Genomic DNA, 19,468 nt, shown 5'->3' on the forward strand with positions numbered 1-19,468 from the left:
TTCCCGGGCGCTTTTTTTATTGCTTGACGGGATCTGGGCTTTAAAATGCGCGCTGGCGCCCCAATGTGAGTCAACCAAACCGCCAAAAATAAAGCCTGAAGGACGTCATCGTTATGGTTCCCCATCTCGCCACCGCATTGTCCGGTCCGCTACTGGACCTGGAAAAGAAGATTCTCGAAGCCACGCCCGCCATCGAGCGCTGGTTCCGCCTCGAGTGGCAGGAGCATACGCCGCCGTTCTATTGCTCGGTGGACCTGCGCAATGCCGGCTACAAGCTGGCCCCGGTCGATACCAACCTGTTCCCGGGCGGTTTCAACAACCTGTCGACCGAGATGCTGCCGCTGACCGTGCAGGCCGCCATGGCCGCCATCGACAAGTACTGTCCGGACGCGCGCAACCTGCTGCTGATCCCGGAAAGCCATACGCGCAACCCGTACTACCTGCAGAACGTGCAGCGCCTGATGCAGATCTTCCGCCAGACGGGCCTGCACGTGCGCCTGGGTTCGCTGTCGCCGGACGTCACCCAGCCGACCCCGCTGGCGCTGCCGGACGGGAACATGCTCGTCGTGGAGCCGCTCGTGCGCTCGGCCAATGGCCGCCGCGTGGGCCTGGCCGACTTCGATCCCTGCACGATCCTGCTGAACAATGATTTGTCGGCCGGCATCCCGTCCATCCTGGAAAACGTCCACGAACAGTCGCTGCTGCCGCCGCTGCACGCCGGCTGGGCGGTGCGCCGCAAGAGCAACCACTTCAAGGCCTTCGACGAAGTTGCCAAGAAATTCGGCAAGCTGATCGACATCGACCCCTGGCTGGTCAATCCGCTGCACAACAAGTGCGGCGAAGTGAACTTCCAGGAAGACACGGGCATGGAATGCCTGGCCGACAACGTGTCGGCGCTGCTGTCGAAGATCAAGAAGAAGTACAAGGAATACGGGATGAAGGACCAGAAACCCTTCGTCATCGTCAAGCCGGATGCCGGCACCTACGGCATGGGCATCATGACCGTCAAGGATGCGAGCGAGGTCAAGGACCTGAACCGCAAGCAGCGCAACAAGATGTCGGTCATCAAGGATGGCGTGACCGTGACCGACGTCATGATCCAGGAAGGCGTCCCGACCTTCGAATCGATCAACGACGCGGTGGCGGAACCGGTCGTCTACATGATCGACCGCTATGTCGTGGGCGGCTTCTACCGCGTGCACGCCGAGCGCGGCGTCGACCAGAATTTGAACGCGCCTGGCTCGCAATACGTGCCGCTGGCGTTCGCCCAGCAGCATGCGGTGCCGGACTTGAAGGCCAAGCCGGGTACGGCGGCGCCGAACCGCTTCTACGTGTACGGCGTGGTGGCGCGCCTGGCGCTGCTGGCGGCGTCGCTGGAGCTGGAACGTACGGATCCGGATCCGGAGATTTATTGATCGGGCTCTGTTGTGGTGGGCACGTGGTGCCCAGCCTTCGGCGTCGTGGTCGGTAGCGACGGCGCTGCCGGCGTGTATCGCCGCGTGGACGGCGCAGCCGTCCACCCTACGCCCGGAACCGGGGCACCGGTTCGGGCTTGCGCGCCATGTAGATGAAATGGGAGCGCAGCAGCGGCACGCAGGTGGCCAGCAGCTCCGGCAGCATCCAGGGCAGGCTGGCCAGCGCGCGTCCCAGCGGCGGCGCCAGCACCAGGCTGCGGTAATGACGCTGCTCGGCCGGCCAGAAGCGCAGCAGCTCGACGTCGGCGACCTTGCGCACCTGCGGGTTGCGCGGATTGTCGTAGCGGAAGTCGAAGATCATGGTCCAGCCGCCCGGGCGCAGCACGCGCCACATCTCGGCGGCCAGCGCGCGCCGCAGGTCCTCGTCGAGGATCGACGAAAACACCGTGTTGGCGCTGACCAGGTCCATGCTGTCGTCGGGGAAGGCTTCGAGCCCGCCCAGGTGCCAGCGCACGCCGGGCGCGCTGCGGCTGCGCGCCTGGTCGAGCCGGTCCTGCTGCAGTTCGGTGCCGGCCAGGTGGGCGGGCGTGGCGCCCCAGTCGATCAGCTGGCGCAGGAAGCCGCCGTTGCCGCAGCCGACGTCGAGCACGCGCACGGCCGACAAATCGCGGCCGACGGTGGCGGCCAGCAGCGCGGCCAGCGTGCGCGCACGGCCAGCCGCCTGGCGCACGATTTCCGGGCGGTGCCAGGCGTAGCGGGCGAGGGCGGCCCCGCCATGCCACGTGCGATAGACCTGGTTGATGCGTTCGTGTTCAGCCCCCTCGTTCATGGCCGTTCCTCCTTCGTTCGCATCTTCCCAAGCATGCCGCATGGATGCTTGAGGGGTCGCAAACGCGTACCGGATAGATGACTTTTTGCCAAGGGGAATCTGCCAGGCCGCTTTCCGCGAACATCGGCATTTCCGGCTAAAATCGAGGCATTGTCCCGACTGGAACCATCATGAAAATCGCTTTTCTCGCCGATCCGCTGTCCGGCTTCAAGATCTACAAGGATTCGACCTTCGCCATGATGCGCGAGGCGGCCCGCCGCGGCCACCGGGTCTATGCCTTCGAACAGCGCCACCTGGTACTCAACCAGGGGATCGTGACCGCCGAAGCGACCGAGATCACCCTGACGGGCGACCCCGACGAATGGTACGTGACCGGCGCCACCGAGACGGTGCCGCTGTCGGCCTTCGATGCCGTCATCCAGCGCAAGGACCCGCCGTTCGACATGGAATACGTGTACGGCACCTACCTGCTAGAACAGGCCGAGCGCCAGGGCGCGCGCGTGATCAACAAGCCCGCCGCGATCCGCGACCACAACGAAAAGCTGGCCATCGCCCAGTTCAGCCAGTTCACCTCGCCGACGCTGGTGTCGTCGTCGCCGACGCAACTGCGCGCCTTCCACGCCGAGCATGGCGACGTGATCTTCAAGCCGCTCGACGGCATGGGCGGCGCCGGCATCTTCCGCGTCAAGGACGACGGCCTGAACCTGGGCTCCATCATCGAGACGCTGACCGACAACGGCGCGCGCACGATCATGGCGCAGAAATACATTCCCGCCATCGTCAAGGGCGACAAGCGCGTGCTCGTCATCGACGGCAAGCCGGTGCCGTTCGTGCTGGCGCGCATCCCGCAGGGCGGCGAAGTGCGCGGCAACCTGGCGGCCGGCGGCCTGGGCGTGGCCCAGCCGATTTCCGACCGCGAGCGCGAGATCGCGGAAAGCGTCGGCCCGCTACTGGCCGCCCGTGGCCTGTTGCTGGTAGGATTGGATGTGATCGGCGATTTCCTGACGGAGGTGAACGTTACCAGCCCCACCTGCTTCCAGGAGATCTTCGACCAGACCGGATTCGACGTCGCGGCGATGTTCATCGATGCCGTCGAACGGAACGCATCCGGTAAATAAACGGGAACTGACATGGTAGGCATCCTGCTGATGACCCACGCTCCGCTGGGTCAGGCATTCATCGCGGCGGTCGCGCACGTGTTCCGCGCACCCGTCGAGCGCTTCGAGGCGATCGACGTCACCGCGGACCAGGACACGAAGGAGATCGACGCGCTCGCCAAGAGCGCAATCAAGCGCCTGGACGAAGGCGATGGCGTCCTCGTCATCACCGACGTCAAGGGCGGCACCCCGTCCAACTGCTGCAACTGCCTGACCGACCCCGGTCATGTGGAAGTCATCGCGGGCATCAGCCTGCCGATGCTGCTGCGCGCCATCACCTATCGGCAGGACACGCTCGACGTGGTCGTCGAGATGGCGCTGGCGGGCGCGCAGAACGGCGCGGTCAGGGTGGACAACAGGATTCGGGTAGGTTCCTAGCCTACCCGCATAACAACGACAACGAGCGGGCAGACCTCATCGACTTATGATTCAGCAAGAACTCGAAATTATCAACAAGCTGGGCCTGCACGCCCGCGCCTCCGCCAAATTCACCCAACTGGCCGCGAAATTCCAGAGCGACGTCTGGTTGTCCCGCAACGGCCGCCGCATCAACGCCAAGTCGATCATGGGCGTCATGATGCTGGCCGCCGGCAAGGGCGCGAAAGTCACGCTGGAAGCGGAAGGGCCGGACGAGCAGGAATGCATCGCGGCCCTGACCGCCCTGATCAACGACAAGTTCGGCGAAGGCGAGTAAATGCCGGATACACGGAGCGGGCGCTTCCAGGGACCATCGATGGCATCGTTCACACTGCATGGCATTCCGGTCTCGCGCGGGATCTCGATCGGGCGCGCGCACCTGCTCACGCCGGCCGCGCTCGACGTCAAGCACTACCTGGTGCCGGAAGAGCAGGTCGAGGCCGAGGTCGAGCGGCTGCAGCACGCGATCGGCGAGGTGCACCGCAACCTGCAGGAGATGTGGACGGAGCTGCCGAAGGATGCCCCCACCGAGCTGGGCGCGTTCATCGACGTGCACGTGCTGATCCTGTCGGACCCCATGATTTCCGAGGCGCCGCTGGACATCATCCGCACGCGCCACTACAACGCCGAATGGGCGCTGGTCACGCAGATCGACGAGCTGTCGGCGCAGTTCGACGAGATCGAGGACCCCTACCTGCGCGAGCGCAAGCAGGACATCCAGCAGGTGGCCGAGCGCGTGCTGAAGGTGCTGATGGGGACCGAGCTGCATGCGCCGCCGGTCCGGCCATCGGGTGAAGATCACTTCCAGCCGCAGATGATCGTGGTGGCCCACGACATCTCGCCGGCCGACATGCTGGCCTTCCGCGACCGTTCCTTCGTCGGCTTCGTCACCGACGTCGGCGGCCAGAATTCGCACACGGCGATCGTCGCGCGCAGCCTGGACATTCCGGCCGCCGTCGGCATGAGCCAGGCCTCGCGCCTGATCGAGCAGGACGACTGGGTGATCGTCGACGGCGACGCCGGCGTCGTCATCTGCAACCCGAGCGCCCTGGTGCTGGAGCAGTACCGCGCGCGCCAGACCGCCCTGATGAAGGCGCGCAAGCGCCTGCTCAAGCTCAAGAAGACCCCGGCCGTCACCAGGGACGGCACGGCGATCACGCTGCTGGCCAACATCGAGCTGCCGGACGACTGCGGCCCGGCGCTGGATGCCGGCGCCGCCGGCGTGGGCCTGTTCCGCTCCGAGTTCCTGTTCATGGGGCGCGGCGCCCAGGGCCTGAAGGTGCCGGGCGAGGACGAGCAGTTCGAACAGTACCGCAAGGCCGTGCTGGCGATGAAGGGCCGCCCGGTGACGATCCGCACGCTCGACGTCGGCGCCGACAAGCCGCTCGACCAGGCCGAGCACACGGCGCTGAACCCGGCCCTGGGCCTGCGCGCCATCCGCTACTGCCTGGCCGAGCCGCAGATGTTCCTGGCCCAGCTGCGCGCGATCCTGCGCGCTTCCGCCTGCGGCAAGGTGCGCATGCTGATCCCGATGCTGGCGCACGCGTTCGAGATCGACCAGACCCTGGTCCTGATCGAGCAGGCCAAGCAGCAGCTGCGCGAGCGCAGCATCAAGTTCGACGAGGCGATCGAGGTCGGCGCCATGATCGAGATCCCGGCCGCCGCGCTGGCGCTGCCGATGTTCGTCAAGCGCATGGATTTCCTGTCGATCGGCACCAACGACCTGATCCAGTACACGCTGGCCATCGACCGCGTCGACTACGAGGTCGCGCACCTGTACAATCCGCTGCATCCGGCCGTGCTGCAACTGATCGCGATGACCATCGACGCCGGCCGCAAGGCGGGCATCGACGTGGCCGTGTGCGGCGAGATGGCGGGCGACGTCAAGCTCACGCGCCTGCTGCTGGGCATGGGCCTGCGCGAATTCTCGATGCATCCGGCCCAGCTGCTGGCGGTCAAGCAGGAAATCCTGTCCAGCGACGCGCAGGCCCTGACGGCGCGCACCAAGCGCATCCTGCGCACGATGGAACCGGCGGCGATCGCCGAGGCCGTCGAGCAGCTGCAAACCCTTTAAACGATTTGCTTCGACGCCGTGCCCGGCATCCCGCGGCACGGCGCGCACATATAACAACGAGTCTCATGGGATCCCTTGGAATAGTCTCCCCCCAGGCGATGCACTTCGCCGAACCGCTGCGCCTGCAGGGCGGGGCGTCGATCGCCGACTACACGCTGATGTACGAAACCTACGGCACGCTGAATGCCGACCGGTCGAACGCCGTCCTGATCTGCCACGCGCTGAACGCCTCGCACCACGTGGCCGGCCACTACGACGAGCCCAAGAGCGCGGGCTGGTGGGACAATATGGTGGGGCCGGGCAAGCCGGTCGATACCGACCGCTTCTTCGTCATCGGCGTCAACAACCTCGGTTCATGCTTCGGCTCGACGGGGCCGATGCACACGAATCCGGCCACCGGCAAGCCCTACGGCGCCGCCTTCCCCGTGGTGACGGTGGAAGACTGGGTCGCGGCCCAGGCCCTTCTGGCCGACCGCCTTGGTATCGAACAGTTCGCCGCCGTCATGGGCGGTTCGCTGGGCGGCATGCAGGCGCTGGCCTGGAGCATCATGTTCCCCGAGCGCCTGCGCCACTGCATCGTGATCGCCTCCACGCCCAAGCTGTCGGCCCAGAACATCGCGTTCAACGACGTCGCCCGCCAGGCCATCCTGACCGACCCCGACTACCGCGGCGGCGATTTCTACGAGCACGGCGTGGTGCCGAAGAACGGCCTGAAGGTGGCGCGCATGGTCGGCCACATCACGTATCTGTCGAACGACGACATGGCCGAGAAATTCGGCCGCAAGCTGCGCAACGCGGCCGAGACCAACGACTACAAGTTCGACTTCGGCATCGACTTCGAGATCGAATCCTACCTGCGCTACCAGGGCGATAAATTCTCCGAGTACTTCGACGCGAATACCTACCTCCTGATCACCAAGGCGCTCGACTACTTCGACCCCGCGCGCGAGCACGGCGGCAGCCTGGCCAAGGCGCTGGAAAACACCAAGGCGCAATACCTGATCGCCTCGTTCACCACCGACTGGCGCTTCTCGCCGGAGCGCAGCCGCGAGATCGTGGAAGCGCTGCTGGCCAACCGCCGCAAGGTGAGCTATGCGGAGATCGACGCGCCGCACGGCCACGACGCCTTCCTGCTGGAGGATGCGCGCTACATGAACATCGTGCGCGCCTACTACGAGCGGATCTGGGAAGAAAGCAATAACAAAAAGCGGGAGGCCGCATGAAATTCGAAGACCTGAGCACCCTGCGGCCCGACCTCGCGTTCATCGCGCACTGGGTGAAGGAAGGATCGCACGTGCTGGACGTGGGCTGCGGCGACGGCGCCATGCTGCGCTACCTGGAGACGGGAAAGCAGTGCACCGGCTACGGCGTCGAGATCGCCGACGACAAGGTGCTGGAAAGCACCCGGCGCGGCATCAACGTCATCCAGCACGATATGGAAGAGGGGCTGGACCTGTTCGGCGACAACGCCTTCGACATGGTGCTGTGCCTGTCCTCGCTGCAGATGATGCAGCATGTCGAGGCGCGCCTGCGCGACATCGTCCGGGTCGGCAAGGAAGCCATCGTGTCCTTCCCCAACTTCGCCTACTGGCCGCACCGCGCGGCGCTGCTGAAAGGGCGCATGCCGTTGTCGCGCTCCCTGCCGTACCAGTGGTTCGACACGCCCAACGTGCGCTACGCCACGATCTACGACTTCAAGGACCTGGCCGAGAAATGCGGGCTCGAGGTGATCGACTACGTGGCGCTGGCCGAGGGCAAGCTGGTCTCCTTCCTGCCGAACCTGCGCGGCAGCCTGGCCGTGTTCAGGCTGCGCAAGAAGGATCTGGTCGTCAGCTGATCTATCGTGTGCTGTACGTACGTGCTTTTTGAGAAGATTCTTGTCAAGAACGTACAAGGATACCGACCATGAACAAATTCATTCGCGTCAAACACGCCGCGCTGCTGCTGGCCCTGTGCGGCACGCTGCAGGCGGCGCCCGCCTTCGCGCAGGATCAGGTCGTCCAGGACGGCATCGCCGTCAAGCCCATCGAGCGCGACGGCCTGCGCGGACGCTGGCGCGACTTCACGGCGCCGGAAAAGGCGATCAACGAGCAGTCCGCCCAGCAGTACACGGCTCTGGTGTCGCAGGCGCGCGAAAAAGGCGTGCTGGTGCCGGAAAGCGATCCGCAGGTACAGCGCCTGCGCGCCATCGCGCGCCGCATCATCCCGAACACGGCGCGCTGGAACGACAGCGCCCAGGCCTGGAAATGGCAGGTCAACCTGCTCAAGTCGGACCAGGTGAATGCCTTCTGCATGCCGGGCGGCCGCATCGCTTTCTATACCGGCATCATCGACAAGCTGAAGCTCACCGACGACGAGATCGCCGCCGTCATGGGCCACGAGATCGCCCACGCGCTGCGCGAGCACGGGCGCGACCGCCAGAGCAAGTCCACGACGACGGGCCTGGTCACGGGCATCGGCGGCGCGCTGGCCTCGGCCTGGCTCGGCTACGACGTGCGCGGCCTGGCGAATACGGCGGGCCAGCTGGTCGTGCTGAAATTCTCGCGCGACGAGGAACGCGAGGCGGACCTCGTCGGCCTCGACATCGCCGCGCGCTCGGGCTACGACCCGCGCGCCGGCATCGCGCTGTGGAACAAGATGGCGCAGCTCGACAAGAGCGGCGCGCCGATCGCGCTGCTGTCGACCCACCCGGGCGGCAGCGAGCGCATCGAGCAGATCCAGGACCACATGGACGTGCTGCTGCCGCTGTACGCGCGCAGCAAGGGCACGTCGGTCGAGCGCCTGCCGGCCTACCGCAGCAACGTCGCGTCACGCTAGGGAAGGGATGGCACGTTTCGTCAGGAAGGGCCACCAGGCCGCCGCCAATGCCGTCGTCCCGCTGCCGGTGCGCGACGGCGTCGCGCCAAGCTACCTGTGGATCACGGAGGATCGCCCGGGCGGCATGCTGGCCTTCCTGGAGGAGCGCTTCGGCGCCGTCGGCGGGCCGTCCTGGGCCGAGCGCCTGGCGCGCGGCGACGTCGTCGACGCCAAGGGAGAGCGGCTGCAGCCGGACAGCCACGTGCGCCACGGCATGCGCATCTGGTACTACCGCGAGCTCGACGCGGAAACCCCGATCCCGTTCGAGGAACGGGTGCTGTTCCGCGACGAGCACCTGCTGGTGGTCGACAAGCCGCACTTCGTGCCCATGATCCCGACCGGACGCTTCCTGCGCGAGACGCTGCTGGTGCGCCTGAAGCACAAGCTCGGCCTGCCGCACCTGACCCCGATCCACCGCCTCGACCGCGAGACGGCCGGCGTCGTGATCTTTTCGCACAACCTGGACACGCGCGGCACCTACCAGTCGATGTTCCAGAAGCGCAGCATCCGCAAGGTCTACGAGGCGCTGGCGCCGGCGCTGCAGGGACGCGACTTTCCCTTCACCTACCGCAGCCGCATGGTCGACGGCGAAAAATTCTTCGTCATGAAGGAAGAGGAGGGCGAGCCGAATTCGGAAACGCTGGTGGACATGATCGAACGGCGCGGCGACCTCGCGCGCTACCGCCTGCACCCGCACACGGGACGCAAGCACCAGCTGCGCCTGCACATGGCCTCGCTGGGCGTGCCGATCCTGAACGATGCCTTCTATCCGGTCGCGCTGCCGTGCAAGGGCGACGATTTCTCGGCGCCGCTGCAGCTGCTGGCGCGCCGCATCGGCTTTACCGATCCGCTGACGGGGGAGGAGCGCACGTTCGAGAGCGTGCGCGAACTGGCCTGGCCCGATGCGTGAACGGCAACACCGCGGCAAGGGCCGTGTTATCGTTCGCACTTGTTCCGTTTTCCGTGTTGCCCATGCCGACCCGTCCCTCGACCGACGCTTCTCCTGACCCGACGCCGTCCGGCAACTGGTTCCCGTCCTTCTTCGACCAGGTCCCGCACTTCGCCGTGCTGCTGGCGCTGGACGGCACCGTGGCCGAGGCCAACCGCGCGTCGCTGGAAACGGGCGGCTACGCGCGGGCCGACGTGGCGGGCCGGGCGTTCTGGGAATGCGGCTGGTGGAACGGCGCGGCCGGGCTGGCCGGGCAGGTGCGCGCCGGCGTCGAGGCCTCGGCGCGTGGCGACACCGTGCGTCTCGAGGTGCCGCATTTCTGCGCGAACGGCGAACGCCGTTTCATCGGGCTCGTCCTCGCCCCCGTCGCGGGGCCGGACGGGACGCCGCTGTTCATCGCCGCCACCGGCACCGACATCACCGAACGCTACGGGGTCGAGGAGCGCCTGCGCCTGCTCGACAGCATCGGGGAGGCGACGCGGGTCGCGTCCGATCCGAAGGTGATCATGGAAGAGGCCACGCGCCTGCTGGGCGAATACCTGGGCGCGACCCGGGTGGCCTATGCCGACCTGGAAGCGGACAACGACCGCTTCACCATCCGCCACGACTGGCGCGTGCCGGGCGCGATCAGCACCGTGGGCGTCTATTCGCTCGACCTGTTCGGTTCGCGCGCCCGCGCCAACCTGCGCATGGGCCGCAACCTGGTGATCGGCGACGTCGACAGCGAACTGGCGCCGGAAGACGGCAAGGACATGTTCAACCAGATCGGCATCAAGGCCATCGTCTGCTGCGGCCTGGCCAAGGGAGGCCGGCTGGTGGCGATGATGGCCGTGCACCAGGAGCAGCCGCGCGCCTGGAGCGCCGAGGAGGTGGCCCTCGTCGACGCCGTGGTCGAGCGCTGCTGGGCCCACATCGAGCGGGTGCGCTCGACCGAGGCCTTGCGCGCGGCCGACCGCCACAAGTCCGAATTCCTGGCCACGCTGGCGCACGAGCTGCGCAACCCGCTGGCGCCGCTGCGCAACGGCCTGGATATCCTGCGCCTGGCCGACGGCAACCCGGCCCTGCGCGCGTCCGTGCGCGACACGATGGACCGCCAGCTGCNCTGCGCAACGGCCTGGATATCCTGCGCCTGGCCGACGGCAACCCGGCCCTGCGCGCGTCCGTGCGCGACACGATGGACCGCCAGCTGCGCCACATGACGCACCTGGTGTCCGACCTGCTCGACATCGCCCGCGTCGCCAGCGGCAAGATCGTGCTGCAGAAGGAAATCGTGGACGTGCGCGCCGTCGTCGAGAGTGCCGTCGAGTCGACCGCGCCGCTGGTCGAAGGCGCGCGCCACCGGCTGTCGGTCACGCTGCCCGACGGGCCGGTCGCCATCGAGGCGGACGCCGTGCGCATGAGCCAGGTGATCGGCAACCTGCTGACGAACGCCGCCAAGTACACGGCACCGGGTGGCCGTATTGCACTGGATGTCGCGCTGGATCCCGCACCGGAAGGCGACGCCGTCGTCATCGCGGTGGCCGACGACGGCATCGGCATCCCGGCCGAGGCGCTGGGCGCCGTGTTCGAGATGTTCACCCAGGTGGCCAAGAACATCGACCGCGCCAACGGCGGCCTGGGCATCGGCCTGTCGCTGGTGAAGAAGCTGGTCGAGCTGCACGGCGGCACGGTGCGCGCCGCCAGCCCCGGGCCGGGGCAGGGCAGCACCTTCACCATCCGCCTGCCGCTGGCGGCGCAGGGCTTGCTGCAAGCGGGCGCCGACGGCATCGCCCTGGCGCAGCAACGGCAGCAGCAGCGCCTGCGGGTGCTGGTCGCCGACGACAATGCCGATGCCGCCAGGATCCTGGGCAGCCTGCTGGAACTGGAGGGACACGAGGTGCGCATCGCCGCCGACGGCGTGGAGGCGCTGGAGACCGCGGCCGCATTCCTGCCGCAGCTCGCCTTCCTCGACATCGGCATGCCGCGCATGGACGGCTACGAGACGGCGCGCCGCCTGCGCGCCATGCCGCAGCTGGCCGCCTTGACGCTGGTGGCGCTGACCGGCTGGGGCGCGGCGGAAGACCGGGCGCGCTCGCGGGCGGCCGGTTTCGACCGGCACCTGCTCAAGCCCGCCGCCGCCGAAGACATCCGGGCAGTGCTGGCCGGCGCCGGCCGGCGGGACGATCAGGGCTTGTAGTCGATGATCAGGGGCGCATGGTCGGAGAAGCGCTCGTCCTTGTAGACCGACACGGCATGCGCCCTGGAAGCGATGCCCGGGGTGGCGACGTGGTAGTCGATGCGCCAGCCCACGTTCTTCGCGTACGCCTGGCCGCGGTTGCTCCACCAGGTGTACTGCTCGGGGCGCTGGTCGATGCCGCGGTGCACGTCCACCAGGCCCAGCTCGTCGAAGATGCGCGTCATCCACGCGCGTTCCTCCGGCAGGAAGCCGGAATTCTTCAGGTTGCCCTTCCAGTTCTTGAGGTCGATCTCCTTGTGCGCGATGTTCCAGTCGCCGCACACGACGATCTCGCGGCCCTCGGCCTGCAGTTCGACCAGGTGGGGCAGGAACACTTCCATGAAGCGGAACTTGGCTTCCTGGCGCTCGGGTGACGAGGAGCCCGACGGGGCGTACAGCGAGATCACGGTCAGGTCGTCCACGTCGACGCGGGTATAGCGGCCTTCGTTGTCGAATTCGGTGCAGCCGAAGCCGATCTTGAACGCATCCGGCTTGGCGCGGCTGTAGACGCCGGTGCCCGAGTAGCCCTTCTTTTCGGCGTAGTGGAAGTGGCCGTGGTAGCCGTGCGGCGCCAGGAATTCCTCGGTCATGTCGGCGAGCTGGCACTTCAGCTCCTGCACGCAGATGAAGTCGGCGTCCTGCTTGGCCAGCCAGTTGAAGAAGCCCTTCTTGTGGGCGGAGCGGATGCCGTTCAGGTTGGCGGAAATAATTCTTGGCATGGTCTACACGGGTCGGAGCACGATTGCGAGGCCGATAGTGTAGCGTGTTTTGTCCGCCATCAACATGCTTGCCAAGCCATCAAGGTTGTTGCGGCCGGCCGTCAGCGGCCGCCTGGCGGCCATGCAGGTCGGGCGGCCGGGCTACAATACCGCCTTTACAGAAAAACCGGAGCACCCACGTGGACAACCTGCGCCAGCAATTCATCGCATTCTCAGTCGAAGCCGAAGTCCTGAAGTTCGGCGAATTCACCACCAAGGCCGGCCGCCAGTCGCCTTACTTCTTCAACGCCGGCCTGTTCCACGACGGCGCCACGCTGGGCAAGCTCGCGCAGTTCTACGCCCAGACCCTGCTCGACTCGGGCATCGCATTCGACATGCTGTTCGGCCCCGCCTACAAGGGCATCACGCTGGCGTCGGCCACCGCCGTGGCGCTGGCCGCCAAGGGCCGCGATACCTCGTTCGCCTACAACCGCAAGGAAGCCAAGGACCACGGCGAAGGCGGCACCATCGTCGGCGCCAAGCTGGCCGGCAAGGTGGTGATCATCGACGACGTGATCTCGGCCGGCACCTCGGTGCGCGAATCGGTCGCCATGATCCGCGCCGCCGGCGCCGAACCGGCCGCCGTGCTGATCGCGCTGGACCGCATGGAGCGCGGCGGCAAGGACGGCGTCCTGTCGCCGCTGTCGGCCGTGCAGGAAGTCAGTCAGAACTACGGCATCCCCGTCATCTCGATCGCCAACCTGGCCGACCTGTTCGCCTACCTGTCGGCCGATCCGGCGCTGGGCGCTTACAAGGACGCGGTGGCGGCGTACCGCGCGCAGTACGGCGCGCAGTACAACGTGTAAGCGGTGAAGCGCCGCGTCCGCGCTTCGGCCTGCCGGCCGCGCCGGCGCTGTAACCGCCATGAAAAAAACCGGGGCAAGCCCCGGTTTTTTTTCATGCAGGCGGCAAGCTTCAGCCGGCCAGCTTCTGCTTCAGCAGCTCCGTCACCTGGGCCGGATTGGCCTTGCCCTTCGAGGCCTTCATGCACTGGCCGATGAGGGCGTTGATCGCCGCTTCCTTGCCGGCGCGGTACTGCTCGACCGACTTGGCGTTATTGGCCAGCACCTCGTCGACGATCGCTTCCAGCGCGCCCGTGTCCGAGATCTGCTTCAGGCCTTCGCGCTCGATGATGGCGTCGGCCAGGTGCTCGTCTTCCGATTTCGCTTCCCACATCAGGCCGAACACCTTCTTGGCGGCGTTGTTCGAGATGGTGCCGTCGGCGATGCGCTTGAGCAGCAGGGCCAGTTGCGAGGCCTCGACCGGGGATTCGGCGATGTCGATGCCCTCGCGGTTCAGCGTGAACGCCACGTCGCCCATCATCCAGTTGGCGGCGGCCTTGGCGTTCTCCTTGCCTGCCTTGGCGACCACGGCTTCGTAGTAGGTAGCCATCGCCTGCGACGAGGTCAGGATCAGGGCGTCGTATTCCGGCAGGCCGTAGTCGCCCGTGAAGCGCGCGCGCATCGCGGCCGGCAGTTCCGGCATGTCGGCCTTGACGCGCTCGATCCATTCTTCGGAGATGGTCAGGGCCGGCAGGTCGGGGTCCGGGAAGTAGCGGTAGTCCTGCGCGTCTTCCTTGCTGCGCATCGCGCGGGTTTCCTTCTTGTCCGGATCCCACAGGCGCGTGGCCTGCTGCACCTTGCCGCCGTCCTCGATCAGCTCGATCTGGCGCCGCACCTCGTAGTGGATCGCCTCTTCCATGAAGCGGAAGGAGTTCAGGTTCTTGATCTCGCAGCGGGTGCCGAATTCCTTCTGGCCGAGCGGACGCACGGAGACGTTGACGTCGCAGCGGAACGAGCCTTCCTGCATATTGCCGTCGCAGACGCCCAGCCACATCACCAGCGCGTGCAGGGCCTTGGCATAGGCCACGGCTTCGGCGGCGCTGCGCATTTCCGGCTCGGAGACGATCTCCAGCAGCGGCGTGCCGGCGCGGTTCAGGTCGATGCCGCTCATGCCGGCGTAGTCCTCGTGCAGCGACTTGCCCGCGTCTTCCTCGAGGTGGGCACGGGTCAGGTTGACGGTTTTCGTCTCGAGCTTGCCGTCCTTTTCGTAGGCGAAGCTGATCGTGCCGCCCTGGACCACGGGGTCCTCGAACTGGCTGATCTGGTACCCCTTCGGCAGGTCGGGGTAGAAGTAGTTCTTGCGCGCGAAGACGGACTGTGGCGCGATCTTGGCGCCGACCGCCAGGCCGAAGCGGATCGCGCGCTCGACGGCGCCCTTGTTCATCACGGGCAGCACGCCCGGCAGCGCCAGGTCGACCGGGCTGGCCTGGGTGTTCGGCTCGGCGCCGAACTTGATCGAGCTGCCGCTGAAGATTTTCGAATTGGTCGTGAGCTGGACGTGGTTCTCAAGACCGATGACGACTTCCCATTGCATAGTGTTCTCTCTTGTTTGTCTCTTAGACGCCATCCGGTGCGCGCTGGTGCCAGTCGGTGACCTGCTGGTACTGGTGCGCGATGTTCAGCAGCTTCGCCTCGGCAAAGTAGTTGCCGATGATTTGCAGGCCGACCGGGCGCTTGGCATTCTTCTCGCCTTGGCCGAAGCCGACGGGGATCGACATGCCGGGCAGGCCGGCCAGGCTGGTCGACAGCGTGAAGATGTCGGCCAGGTAGTTGGCGACCGGGTCGTCGGCCTTGGCGCCCAGGTCCCAGGCGACCGACGGGGCCACCGGGCCCATGATCACGTCGCACTTGTCCTTGAAGGCGGCCTGGAAGTCCTCGGCGATCAGGCGGCGGATCTTCTGCGCCTGCACGTAGTAGGCGTCGTAGTAGCCGTGGCACAGCACGTAGGTGCCGACCATGATGCGGCGCTGGACTTCCTTGCCGAAGCCCTGGGCGCGGGTCTTCTTGTACATGTCCTGCAGGTCCGTGTACTCCGGGGCGCGGTAGCCGTAGCGCACGCCGTCGAAGCGCGACAGGTTCGACGAGGCCTCGGCCGGGGCGATGATGTAGTACACGGGGATCGACAGCGACGTCTTCGGCAGCGAGATCTCGACCAGCGTGGCGCCCAGCTTCACGAACTCGTCCAGCGCGGCGCGCACGGCCTGCTCGACGTCGGCGGCCAGGCCTTCGCCGAAGTATTCCTTCGGTACGCCGATGCGCAGGCCGTTCAGCGGTTGGTTCAGGTCGCGCGCGAAATCCTCGCGCAGGTTGCCCTGTTCGACGGTGAGGCTGGTCGAGTCGCGCTCGTCGAAGCCGACCATCTCGTTCAGCAGCAGGGCGCAGTCCTCGGCGGTGCGCGCCATCGGGCCGCCCTGGTCGAGCGAGGAGGCGAACGCGATCATGCCGAAGCGCGACACGCGGCCGTAGGTCGGCTTGATGCCGGTGATGCCGCAGAAGGCGGCCGGCTGGCGGATCGAGCCGCCCGTGTCGGTGCCGGTCGCGGCCGGCGCCAGGCGCGCGGCGATCGCGGCGGCCGAACCGCCCGATGAGCCGCCCGGCACGGCGAGCGCGTCCCACGGGTTCTTGACGGCGCCGAAGGCCGAGTTCTCGTTGGACGAGCCCATCGCGAACTCGTCGCAATTGAGCTTGCCCAGCGTGACCATGCCGGCGTCGGCGAACTTCGTGACGACGGTCGCGTCGAAGGGGCTGACGTAATTACCCAGCATCTTCGAGGCGGCGGTCGAGCGCCAGCCCTGGGTCACGAAGATGTCCTTGTGGGCGATGGGGATGCCGGTCAGCGGGCCGGCCAGGCCGTCGGCGATGCGCGCATCGGCTGCCTTGGCCTGGGCCAGCGACAGTTCCGGGTTCACGTCCAGGAAGGCGTTGTGGCCGCTCGCCGCGATGCGGCCGAGGTAGTGCTGCGTCAGCTCGGTCGCCGAGATCTGTTTCGAGTGCAGGAGCGTGGACAGCTCCTTGATGGTCTTGTTATGCATGATTACAACGTTCCCGGCTGGGTTATTCGATGACTTTCGGGACGAGGTACAGGCCGTCCTGGGCTTTCGGCGCCGGCGCCTGGTAATCCTCGCGGCGGTTCTCCTCGGTGACCACGTCCTCGCGCAGGCGCAGCGGTTGCGCGAGGATGGCGGACAGCGGCTGTGCCAGCGGCGCGACGCCCGTGGTGTCGACTGCCTGCATCTGCTCGGCCAGGGCGAAAATCCCGTTCAGCTCGTTCAGGGCGATCTCGGCGTGAGCCTCGTCCATATCGAGCTGGGCCAGGTTGGCGATCCGTTTTACGTCTGAAAGTGTCAGGGACATGGCAAATGGCGCGGTTCGATGCCGCGTTCAAGGATGGTTATGCAGATAATGAAATTTGGACAACGGCACGTTAAAGCCGATAAAAGCTTGGTAATACCGCCGATCTCGCCTGCTGAATTGAGGCCCAATCGGGCCGTTTTTCAGCGTTTAATCGACAAATTATAAGGTAGAATGGCGGGCTAATGCGTTCTCGGCGCCGAAAGGGCGGACCGGCGTGCCGCCCTCGGCGGCGCAGTCCCCGCCGGCCCGCCGCACCACAAGAAGCCCGCGACGCACCCTGGCGATCGCGGCGAGGATTCCCGATCAATGATGAGGGCCTTGGAAACGTTTTTCGAGGTTCGTTTTTAGGCGCACTCGGTTGCGCATCAGGACACACATGTTTGGTTTTTTACGCAGCTATTTCTCGAATGACCTGGCCATCGACCTGGGCACCGCCAACACGCTGATCTACGTGCGCGGCCTGGGCATCGTGCTGGACGAGCCGTCGGTCGTCGCGATCCGCCAGGAAGGCGGCCCGAACGGCAAGAAGACGATCCAGGCGGTCGGCAAGGAAGCCAAGCAGATGCTCGGCAAGGTCCCCGGCAACATCGAGGCGATCCGCCCGATGAAGGACGGCGTGATCGCCGACTTCACCGTCACCGAGCAGATGCTCAAGCAGTTCATCCGCATGGTGCACGACTCGAAATTCTTCCGCCCGTCGCCGCGCATCATCATCTGCGTGCCCTGCGGTTCGACCCAGGTCGAGCGCCGCGCGATCCGCGAATCGGCGCTGGGCGCCGGCGCCTCGCAGGTCTACCTGATCGAGGAACCGATGGCCGCCGCGATCGGCGCCGGCCTGCCGGTGGCCGAGGCGACCGGCTCGATGGTCGTCGACATCGGCGGCGGCACCACCGAGGTCGGCATCATCTCGCTGGGCGGCATGGTGTACAAGGGCTCGGTGCGCGTCGGCGGCGACAAGTTCGACGAGGCGATCGTCAACTACATCCGCCGCAACTACGGCATGCTGATCGGCGAACAGACCGCCGAGGCGATCAAGAAAGCCATAGGCTCCGCCTTCCCGGGTTCGGAAGTCAAGGAAATGGAAGTCAAGGGCCGCAATCTGTCCGAAGGTATCCCGCGCTCCTTCACGATCTCTTCCAACGAGATCCTGGAAGCCCTGACCGACCCGCTCAACAACATCGTCTCGGCCGTCAAGAACGCGCTCGAGCAGACCCCGCCGGAACTGGGCGCCGACATCGCCGAGAAGGGCATGATGCTGACCGGCGGCGGCGCGCTGCTGCGCGACCTGGATCGCCTGCTGATGGAAGAAACGGGCCTGCCGGTGCTGGTGGCCGAGGATCCGCTGACCTGCGTGGTGCGCGGCTCGGGCATGGCGCTGGAGCGCATGGACAAGCTTGGCTCGATCTTCTCGTACGAGTAAGCACGTGCCGGCATAGCGCGGGCAGTGCGTGCGGCCACAAGCTGCATGCCTGCCCGCGTTCGACATTGGCGCACGCCGCCATCGGGTAGTGGCGCGGCGCCTTCATTGACGTTGGCGCACGGCGCCTGCATTATTGGAAGTCATGGAATACAGTCCTCCGCCGCTGTTCAAGCAAGGCGCCCCCGCAAGGGTCAAGGTGACGGTGTTCGCGCTGATCTCGATCGTCCTGCTGGTGGTCGACGCGCGTTTTCATGCGCTCGGCGCCGTGCGCCAGGTGGCGGGCACGGTGCTGTACCCGCTGCAGATGGCCGCCCTGGTCCCGCGCGACGCGCTCGCGAACATGGGCAGTTATTTTTCCTCGATCTCCGCGCTGCAGAAGGAAGTGCATGACCTCAAGAGCCAGCAGGTCGCGCTGGCCCAGGCGATGCAGCAGGCCCAGCTCCAGATGGCCGAGAACGTCCAGCTGCGCAAGCTGATGGACGCGCGCGCCCACCTGCCGGTGCGCTCGATGATGGCCGAGATCCTGTACGACGCGCGCGACCCGTCGACGCGCCGCGTGGTGCTCGACCGCGGCGCGCAGAACGGCGTCAAGGCCGGCCTGCCCGTGATCGACAACGCCGGCGTGGTCGGCCAGGTCACGCGCGTGTTCCCGTTCACCTCCGAAGTCACGCTGCTGACCGACAAGGAGCAGGCGATTCCCGTGCAGGTGCTCAGGAGCGGCCTGCGCAGCGTCGCCTACGGGCGCGGCCACTCGGGCCTCCTGGACCTGCGCTTCGTCGCGCCGAATGCCGACATCCAGGTCGGCGACGTGCTCGTCACCTCCGGCCTGGACGGCATGTACCCGGCCGGCCTGGCCGTGGCCAAGGTGATGCAGGTCGAGAACGTGGCGGCCGGTTCCTTCGGCCACGTCGTGTGCCAGCCGCTGGCCGGCATCGACCGCCACCGCCAGCTCCTGATCGTGATGTCCGACGAACCGGCCGCGCCGCGTCCGCCCGACGAGGCGGCCAAGCCGAACGGCAACACCACGCCGCGCCGCAACCTGCCGAAGATGGCCCCGATCCCGCTGCCGCCGCTGCAGGCGACGCCGCTGCCGCCCGCAGTGCCGCCCGCCGCCGCGTCCGGGGCGACCGCGAACGGCCAGCCAGCGCCGAACGGCGCCGCCGGCGCGGCGCGTCCGGCCGC

Annotated in this window: 19 protein-coding genes; 14 read left to right on the forward strand and 5 right to left on the reverse strand. The window is 66.8% G+C overall.

The genetic code is table 11. The features are described from left to right. The first annotated feature begins 113 nt into the window (after positions 1–113). On the forward strand, positions 114–1,415 hold the full coding sequence (gene gshA / locus QPK32_RS23465; RefSeq protein ID WP_290415199.1) for a glutamate--cysteine ligase: 1,302 nt from the start codon (positions 114–116) through the stop codon (positions 1,413–1,415). A 106-nt stretch (positions 1,416–1,521) separates the two neighbouring features. Here the strand turns inward: gshA and QPK32_RS23470 are convergent, their stop codons facing one another. After that, positions 1,522–2,244: a class I SAM-dependent methyltransferase gene (locus QPK32_RS23470; RefSeq protein WP_290415200.1), complete on the reverse strand. Its 723-nt coding sequence runs from the start codon at positions 2,242–2,244 to the stop codon at positions 1,522–1,524. 170 nt (positions 2,245–2,414) lie between these two features. On the opposite strand from QPK32_RS23470, the gene gshB reads away from it, so the two are divergent. The 10 genes from gshB to QPK32_RS23520 all read left to right on the forward strand — a co-directional run bounded on the left by gshB (position 2,415) and on the right by QPK32_RS23520 (position 11,873). Continuing rightward, positions 2,415–3,362 carry a glutathione synthase gene (gene gshB / locus QPK32_RS23475; protein WP_290415201.1) on the forward strand — a complete coding sequence of 316 codons (948 nt, stop codon included), beginning with the start codon at positions 2,415–2,417 and terminating at the stop codon, positions 3,360–3,362. Positions 3,363–3,374: 12 nt separating this feature from the next. Next, positions 3,375–3,779 carry a PTS sugar transporter subunit IIA gene (locus tag QPK32_RS23480; protein ID WP_290415202.1) on the forward strand — a complete coding sequence of 135 codons (405 nt, stop codon included), beginning with the start codon at positions 3,375–3,377 and terminating at the stop codon, positions 3,777–3,779. Between the two features lie 46 nt (positions 3,780–3,825). Further along, positions 3,826–4,095, forward strand: coding sequence for an HPr family phosphocarrier protein (locus tag QPK32_RS23485; protein WP_290415203.1), 270 nt, complete (start codon positions 3,826–3,828; stop codon positions 4,093–4,095). Between the two features lie 39 nt (positions 4,096–4,134). Then, positions 4,135–5,892 carry a phosphoenolpyruvate--protein phosphotransferase gene (gene ptsP, locus QPK32_RS23490; RefSeq protein WP_290415204.1) on the forward strand — a complete coding sequence of 586 codons (1,758 nt, stop codon included), beginning with the start codon at positions 4,135–4,137 and terminating at the stop codon, positions 5,890–5,892. A gap of 65 nt (positions 5,893–5,957) precedes the next feature. Next, positions 5,958–7,115, forward strand: coding sequence for a homoserine O-acetyltransferase (locus QPK32_RS23495; protein WP_290415205.1), 1,158 nt, complete (start codon positions 5,958–5,960; stop codon positions 7,113–7,115). After that, positions 7,112–7,729, forward strand: coding sequence for a methionine biosynthesis protein MetW (metW, locus tag QPK32_RS23500; protein WP_290415206.1), 618 nt, complete (start codon positions 7,112–7,114; stop codon positions 7,727–7,729). Before QPK32_RS23495 ends, metW begins: the two co-directional genes overlap by 4 nt. A 68-nt stretch (positions 7,730–7,797) precedes the next feature. Next, the gene (locus QPK32_RS23505) at positions 7,798–8,709 is read left to right on the forward strand and encodes a M48 family metallopeptidase (RefSeq protein ID WP_290415207.1); all 912 of its coding nucleotides are present in this window, start codon (positions 7,798–7,800) and stop codon (positions 8,707–8,709) included. A 7-nt stretch (positions 8,710–8,716) separates the two neighbouring features. After that, on the forward strand, positions 8,717–9,658 hold the full coding sequence (locus QPK32_RS23510; protein ID WP_290415208.1) for an RluA family pseudouridine synthase: 942 nt from the start codon (positions 8,717–8,719) through the stop codon (positions 9,656–9,658). 62 nt (positions 9,659–9,720) lie between these two features. Further along, entirely contained in the window at positions 9,721–10,896 is a 1,176-nt protein-coding gene (locus tag QPK32_RS23515; protein ID WP_290415209.1) for a GAF domain-containing protein, read from the forward strand. Next, a complete protein-coding gene (locus tag QPK32_RS23520; protein ID WP_290415210.1) occupies positions 10,860–11,873 on the forward strand; it encodes an ATP-binding protein in 1,014 nt (337 codons plus the stop codon). Before QPK32_RS23515 ends, QPK32_RS23520 begins: the two co-directional genes overlap by 37 nt. Here the strand turns inward: QPK32_RS23520 and QPK32_RS23525 are convergent. Beyond that, on the reverse strand, positions 11,861–12,631 hold the full coding sequence (locus tag QPK32_RS23525; protein WP_290415211.1) for an exodeoxyribonuclease III: 771 nt from the start codon (positions 12,629–12,631) through the stop codon (positions 11,861–11,863). The genes QPK32_RS23520 and QPK32_RS23525 overlap by 13 nt on opposite strands. Positions 12,632–12,810: 179 nt before the next feature. Between QPK32_RS23525 and pyrE the strand changes: the two genes are divergently transcribed. Further along, on the forward strand, positions 12,811–13,476 hold the full coding sequence (gene pyrE, locus QPK32_RS23530; RefSeq protein WP_290415212.1) for an orotate phosphoribosyltransferase: 666 nt from the start codon (positions 12,811–12,813) through the stop codon (positions 13,474–13,476). Positions 13,477–13,585: 109 nt separating this feature from the next. Here pyrE and gatB read toward each other — a convergent pair whose 3' ends face one another. Genes gatB through gatC form a run of 3 tightly spaced genes read right to left on the reverse strand, consistent with a single transcriptional unit; the run spans position 13,586 to position 16,866 of the window. Beyond that, positions 13,586–15,079, reverse strand: coding sequence for an Asp-tRNA(Asn)/Glu-tRNA(Gln) amidotransferase subunit GatB (gatB, locus tag QPK32_RS23535; RefSeq protein ID WP_374046780.1), 1,494 nt, complete (start codon positions 15,077–15,079; stop codon positions 13,586–13,588). Beyond that, positions 15,069–16,544, reverse strand: a complete 1,476-nt coding sequence (gatA, locus tag QPK32_RS23540) for an Asp-tRNA(Asn)/Glu-tRNA(Gln) amidotransferase subunit GatA (protein ID WP_290415214.1) — start codon at positions 16,542–16,544, stop codon at positions 15,069–15,071. The genes gatB and gatA overlap by 11 nt, the downstream gene beginning before the upstream one ends. Before the next feature lie 22 nt (positions 16,545–16,566). After that, the gene (gene gatC / locus QPK32_RS23545; protein WP_290415215.1) at positions 16,567–16,866 is read right to left on the reverse strand and encodes an Asp-tRNA(Asn)/Glu-tRNA(Gln) amidotransferase subunit GatC; all 300 of its coding nucleotides are present in this window, start codon (positions 16,864–16,866) and stop codon (positions 16,567–16,569) included. A 376-nt stretch (positions 16,867–17,242) separates the two neighbouring features. Between gatC and QPK32_RS23550 the strand changes: the two genes are divergently transcribed. Both QPK32_RS23550 and mreC read left to right on the forward strand, forming a co-directional pair. After that, the gene (locus tag QPK32_RS23550) at positions 17,243–18,286 is read left to right on the forward strand and encodes a rod shape-determining protein (RefSeq protein ID WP_036235315.1); all 1,044 of its coding nucleotides are present in this window, start codon (positions 17,243–17,245) and stop codon (positions 18,284–18,286) included. 142 nt (positions 18,287–18,428) lie between these two features. Continuing rightward, positions 18,429–19,468 (forward strand): rod shape-determining protein MreC (gene mreC / locus QPK32_RS23555; RefSeq protein WP_290415216.1); only part of this gene is annotated, 1,040 nt, incomplete at its 3' end.

Source organism: Massilia sp. YIM B02763 (assembly GCF_030412015.1).
Classification (GTDB): Bacteria; Pseudomonadota; Gammaproteobacteria; order Burkholderiales; family Burkholderiaceae_D; genus Telluria.